The sequence below is a fragment of the Streptomyces sp. NPDC020192 genome (genome assembly GCF_044388685.1).
In the GTDB taxonomy this organism is placed as follows: domain Bacteria; phylum Actinomycetota; class Actinomycetes; order Streptomycetales; family Streptomycetaceae; genus Streptomyces.
The window spans coordinates 71,624-77,623 of sequence record NZ_JBIRXG010000028.1 but is presented as its reverse complement, the minus strand read 5'-3'; the positions used below and the strand labels follow the sequence as shown (position 1 = coordinate 77,623).

Annotated in this window: 3 protein-coding genes; all 3 read right to left on the bottom strand. The window is 68.8% G+C overall.

Translation table 11 applies throughout. The annotated features are described in order from the left end of the window. The coding region (locus tag ACH47Z_RS37715; RefSeq protein WP_399082042.1) for a hypothetical protein at positions 1-1,903 on the bottom strand (1,903 nt) is incomplete at its 3' end. An 87-nt stretch (positions 1,904-1,990) separates the two neighbouring features. Beyond that, a complete protein-coding gene (locus tag ACH47Z_RS37710) occupies positions 1,991-3,562 on the bottom strand; it encodes a DUF1906 domain-containing protein (RefSeq protein ID WP_399082039.1) in 1,572 nt (523 codons plus the stop codon). A 272-nt stretch (positions 3,563-3,834) separates the two neighbouring features. After that, positions 3,835-5,550: a family 43 glycosylhydrolase gene (locus ACH47Z_RS37705; RefSeq protein ID WP_399082036.1), complete on the bottom strand. Its 1,716-nt coding sequence runs from the start codon at positions 5,548-5,550 to the stop codon at positions 3,835-3,837. Positions 5,551-6,000: the final 450 nt, after the last annotated feature.

Here is a 6,000-nt window from a genome sequence, read left to right as displayed (position 1 = left end):
CGACGTCGGGGTCGGTCTTCAGCCACCAGTGGTTGTAGGTCGTGGCATCACCGATCTGACGGCCCCACACCTTGCAGTACACGTAGTTGGTGCCCGCGCTCAGGGTGCCGGTCTGGGTGGTGCTGGTCGGCGATGCGTACACCGGGGCGGTGGGAGAGGTGTCCGCCCAGTACTTGGCGGGCGCGCCGCCGGCACCCCCGCTGTAGTAGGCCTCCAGCTCGCCGATGGAGGTGAAGGTGCGGGTGCCGCCGGGGACCCCGATGATCCGTACGCCGTCACCGACGGTCGGTGCGAAGTCGAACTGGTACGTGTGGTTGGGGCCGGCGGTGGAGTCGTACGGATAGGACGGCGAGGCGGTCAGGCCGGCGACGTCGGTCCAGGTGCCGTCGGTGCGGACCTGGACGCGCAGGTTCTGTGCGAACCAGCCGCCGTCGGAGAACATGTTGCCGGTGGTGTAGACGACGCGATCCAGGGTGTAGCTGCGGGGCCAGGTGTAGCCCCACCAGCTCGCTGTCTTGTTCTCGTCGTTCCAGTCGTCGTCGGACTGGGTGCGGTTGCCGTCGTTGTAGAACTGGACGTTGCCGTAGTGCGTGGCGCGCTCGATGCCCACCGTGCCGGGCTCACGGGCCAGGTTGCGGGCCGGGTCCGCGGCGTTGGACGGGGTGGACGGCACCTGCGGTTCGAGATGCATCTGGCGCAGCGAGAACGTGTAGGCCCAGTTGTCGTCCGCCGGGTAGCCGCCGCCGCAGGGGCAGACGTTGGACTGCAGCCACACCGACTTGCCGTCGGCGCTGATGTACTTCGAGGGGATGGTGGTGGCGTAGCCGCCGTGCTTGGTGTGGGTCCAGGGGTAGCCGCCGAAGTCCTTGGTCTCGAAGTGCTTCCACGGACCCCACGGGGTGGGCGACTCGTAGAACTCGAAGGTGTACTCGGTCCACGAGGTGTAGAGGTAGCGGTTCAGCGGCTTGTCGTAGACGATGCCGCCCTGGCTGAGCACGCTCAGGTTGCTCGCCCGGCCGGCGGTGTAGACGTTTTGGTAGATGTGGCGGTCGTCGTGCAGCACCGCCGTGCGCTGGTTGATGTCGGACGACCAGGTCGGGTTGCCCGCAGTGTCGAAGCCGTTGACGAACTGCCAGGCGGAGCGGTCCAGCACCGACGCCCGGGGCACCCGGGCGAGGTAGACGTCCGTCGGGTCGGGCACCCGGTCGTTGAACGAGTCGCGCCAGTTGTGGTCCAGGCCATAGGCGTAGACGTAGCCGTCGGGCGCGTTGGCGTAGGCCTTGCCGTAGTCGAGGAACATGACCGTGGTGAAGACGCCGTTCGGGAACATGGGAGCCGTCCGGTCCCAGGTCCAGGTGCGGCCGTGGTCGGTCGACTTGGCGATGGTGGCGGCGGGAGCGTCGTTGAAGTCGGTGGCCAGGTCCTGTACGGCGAGGTAGAGGTTGCCGTCCACACAGGCCATTCCGGTGGGCTTGCGGGTGTGGTCGGCCGTCCACACCTGGCCGACGGCGTCGCCCTGGGCCAGGCTGGTGCCCTGGAGGTTTCCGGGGGTGCCCGAGATGCGCGCGACCCCGATGTCGCTGAAGGGGGCGTTGAAGCCGACGCCGTCACCGTAGGCGCCGTAGACGTTGTCGTCGTCCGACCAGCAGTTGGGCCACAGGTCGCCGTGGTTGGCGTTGTCCCCGACGGCCGGTGCGCCGACGGTGGCCCCCGAGTCGATCTGCACGGTGGAGAAGAAGTCGCTCTCCGGGGGCGAGGCGAGAGTGGTGGCGGCGGGCGCCACGGTCCGCGGCTGCACGCTGCCCTTGATGGCCGTCGCGTTCGCCGTTGTCGGGGCGAGGGCCAGGAACAGGGCGGTGGCGATGCCGGTGGCAGTGCGCCAGGGTCTGGCGGCTATGTGCATGAGGCGGCTCCAGAGAGGTGGTGAAATCGATTTTTCCTGGGATCGGACGTGCCCCCGGCGAGCGGTGACCCGCCCGAGGCACGGTGGTCAGCAGTCGGGGATGACGGTGCCGTTGTTGTCCTTGGCCTCGTCGTTGCCCCAGCGGGAGAGGTAGTAGGCGGAGACGTACTGGCCCGCCGGTCCGACGTCGGGGTCGGTCTTCAGCCACCAGTGGTTGTAGGTCGTGGCATCACCGATCTGACGGCCCCACACCTTGCAGTACACGTAGTTGGTGCCCTGATGGAGGGTGCCGGTCTGAGTGGTGCTGGTCGGCGATGCGTACACCGGGGCGTCGGCGTAGGTGTCCACCCAGTACGTGGCGGGCGGCGGGGGAACGCTGCCTGCGCCGTCGACATCGAGGTGGTCGCCGTCGATGTTGACGGTGACGCCGCCCCAGGTCTCGTCGGTGCCACCGAAGTACTGGTGGATGCGCTGGTGGTCGGCCCAGTCGGCGGCGGGCACGTAGGTGCCGGCGTCGGTGTCGACGACGTTGTTCCACCAGGCGAACCAGATGTGGTCCGGCAGGGTGTAGGCGCCGGTGGTGTACTGCGCGGCCAGGTCACGCATGCCGGAGCCGGCGCTGGAGTAGACACCGGAGCGGTAGCCGCGCGCGTGCAGTTCGTCGGTCCAGGCGGAGAGGTAGTTCAGGACGCCGGTGCTGCAGGAGGAGTTGGTGTTGTCGTAGCCCTCCATGTCGTCGTAGATGACGCTGTCGGCCGGGATCCCGAGCGCCTGTGCCTGGGAGACGGCGTCGTCGGCCTCCGCGGCGCCCTGGCCGCGGGCGGTGGCCGGATCGGTGGAGACCCGTTGACCGAAGGAGGTGCAGGGCGCCTGGGAGCCGACGTACGTCGGGATGAGGTGCCAGCCGTTGCTGGTCACGGTGCTGACCCAGGACGAGGTGAGATCGGCCTGGGCACAGGCGCGGCTGTTGCCGCCGATGTAGACGCCCACGGCCCGGTAGGGGGACGCCCCCCAGGCGTTCATCGTGGAGGTGCTCGGGGCGGCACACGTGTCGAAGCCCTGGCCGGTGTAGGCGCCGGGCTGTGCGGCGACGGTCAGGGCGGCGGCGGAGGCGGTGGCTTTCGGGGTACGGCTCGCGCTGGGCCTGGCCCGGCCGTCGAGCCGGCCGGTACGCAGGATCCGCTCGGCCGACGCCTTGCCGGTGCCGTAGGTGGCGGTGGCGATGACTCCGGCGGAGGGCACGGCCAGTCGGATCTCGCCGGTTTCGGCTGCGGTCGCGCGTCCGGGCGTGTAGGTCGCGGTTCCCTTCGCCGCGACAACCGTGTCGCGGTCGACGGTCGCGGTGCCGGTGCCGTCCAGGGGCTCGATGAGCAGGGCCTCGGTGCGGCCCACGAGGTGGGTGGGGCAGTGCTCCTGGCCTGCGGGGTGGCCGAGGTAGACGGCGTGTTCGTCGAAGCGTACGCAGGTGCCCGGGGTGGTGGCCAGATCGATGACGGGCCAGCCGGCCGGGATACGGAGGTGGTAGCCGCGGTAGGCCACCTCCTGGGTGGCAGCGGTCGCGGCCTGCGCGCTGTGCGCGGTCAGCGCCGCGGATGCCACGGTGAGCAGCAGGGCCAGGGCGGTGCGGGCCGCGCGCCCGGCGCGGCGAGGTCTGGTCATGGGCATGACGCTTCTCTGCTTGCATGGTCACGACACATCGCATGTGGTGGGTGATGCATGCCAGTTGAGGACTCGGGCGCGGGAAATCGTTGCCGCCACGGGAGCATGGCTGCGTCGGCCTGATGTCGCGCCTGTGTCAGATTCCTTGCAGTAGGCCCCTGTTCGCGGCCACGGCCCACACCCTAGCGTCTGTGATATCGATTTCAAGAGCTCGGCAACGAGAACACCCGAGACGCGACGGAACCGTACGGTCGGCCCGGACGGGGACCTGCTCAGAAGGCGTTGACGACCGTGACGTTGCGGTAGTCGGCCGCGGTGTCCTCGGTGACCAGACCGGGCTGCCCGTTGAGCAGCACCGGGAAGGACGCGCCGCTGAAGGTGCGCTGCTGGGCCTGGGTACCGTCGAGGAAGAACGTGTAACCGGCGCCCGCCTTCACCACCTTGAGCGTGTGGTACTGGGTTGGATCGAACCCGGCCGGCAGGGCGGAGTTCTGCCAGGGCTGGTCGACGCCCTGCACCACGGCGTGGGTGGCGAGCACCCCGTACGTGCGGTCGATGAAGACCTCGACGTGGTTGTCCTTGTCGGCGTACGAGGCGTAGATGCCGTACTTGGGATACGACGAGGTGGTACCGGTGGCGCTCCAGCGCACGTCGGCCGAGACCGTGCAGTTCTCGCAGTTCGGGTTGGAGGCATAGAAGAGCTGAGACCACTGGACACCGTTCAGCGAGGTCACGCTCGCGGTGCGGGTGTCCGTGACGGCCCAGGTGCCGACCTCGCGGCCGCTGGTGCCGTCGCCCTCGGCCGCATCGCCGAACGCGTCGCCCCAGCCCGAGGCGTACGGGTCGGCGGAGGGCACCGACCCGGGCTCCCCGGAGGGCACGTCCAGAGGCACTCCGTCGTTGACGGGGTATCCCGGCAGGGGCGAGCCGTCGCGGGCGTCCCAGTGGAGCCGCTGGGCGCGAAGCTCGCGACCGGCGTCACAGCCCTGGGTGTTGGAGTGCACCAGGAACCAGTCCTCGTTGCCGTCCGGTGAGGTGATGGCTTCGAACGAGGCGGATCCGATGACAGTGCCGTGGTACTTGAAGATCGGCCCGGTCTTGGCCCAGGACGAGGGGTTGAGCAGATTGCCGTCGGTGTTGGTCAGCAGCCCGACGGCGTAACTGCGGGTGCCGCAGAAGCTGGCGGAGAAGGTGAGATAGCTCTTGCCCCCGTGCTGGAAGGCCTCGGGTCCCTCGTTGACCGGGAAGTACCCGACCGTGCCGCTGCTGGGGTTGTCCGGGAGATCCACCGTCTCCCACGGCCGGGTGGGCGCCGAGATCTGCACCCGGCCGCTGCTGATGTGGAGCGGGTCGCTCATCGTCGCCAGGTAGATGTTCTGCTGATGGGCGTTGGCGGTGGGCCACCCGGACCAGGCGATGTACAGCCTGCCGTCGCCGCCGGTGAACACGGTCGGGTCGATCGCCCACAGGTCGCTCGACTTGTGGAGCTGTCCGTGGGCATAGCCGGTGTCGGCCTCGGTGTACGGGCCGGTCGGGTCGCCACCGGCCGCCTGCAGGACGAAGAGCCGGTGGCCGGACCCGTCGCCCGCCGAGGTCGCGGTGTAGTAGATGTAGAAACGTCCCTGCACGTCATGGATTTCAGGGGCCCAGACCTCGGCCGAGTTCGACTGTCCGGCAGGGATGTGGAACACGTCGTACTTCTCGGCCGTGGCGAAGCCGGTGACGGTGGCCGACTTCCACACGCAGAGGTAGCCGGCGTCGCAGCCGTCCGTGCTGGTCATGTAGTAGAAGCCGCCGTACTGGATGACGTACGGGTCACTGACGTGCTGTCGGACGGGGTTGGTGAAGGTCGCGGCGCCGACCGCCGCCGTGCGCGCTGTCACCCGGTCGGCTCGGGCGGCGGTCGGCAGGAGCGCGACGACGAGGGCGACCAGTCCCGCGAGGACGCGCAGGAGTGGTCGCCGTCGCTTTCCGGGCAGTTCCACCATGGTTGGCTCCCTACGGGGGTGAACGAAGCCGCCGACAGGCAGCGCCGAATCGGCAGAGATCGCAGCCAAGGGCTCGGCGCCTGAAATCGATTTCCGAAGTGTAGGAACGGGTATGAGGGGGCGTCAATGGGCTGGACCCTCCACGAGATCGGACGCGTGGCGGGGCCCGGGAGTCGTATCCAGCTCCCGGGCCCCTGGGGATGCCACCCAATTGCGCACGCCGGCGGCGTTTAAGAGGACGGATCAGTCATCATGCCGTCGTGTTCTTCCTTTGAACTACCGCAGCACGAAAGAGCTGCAGGCGAGAGTCGAACTCGCATCCGACGGCGTTCGTCCGGCCTCGGTCGATCCGGCGATCGGCGGCGATGCTGAGACTGGAGCGAGAGTCTGAGATTGACCGCGGCTGCCTCTGCCATATTGGGCTACCCCGGCCCGTCGTAGGCGCTGTGC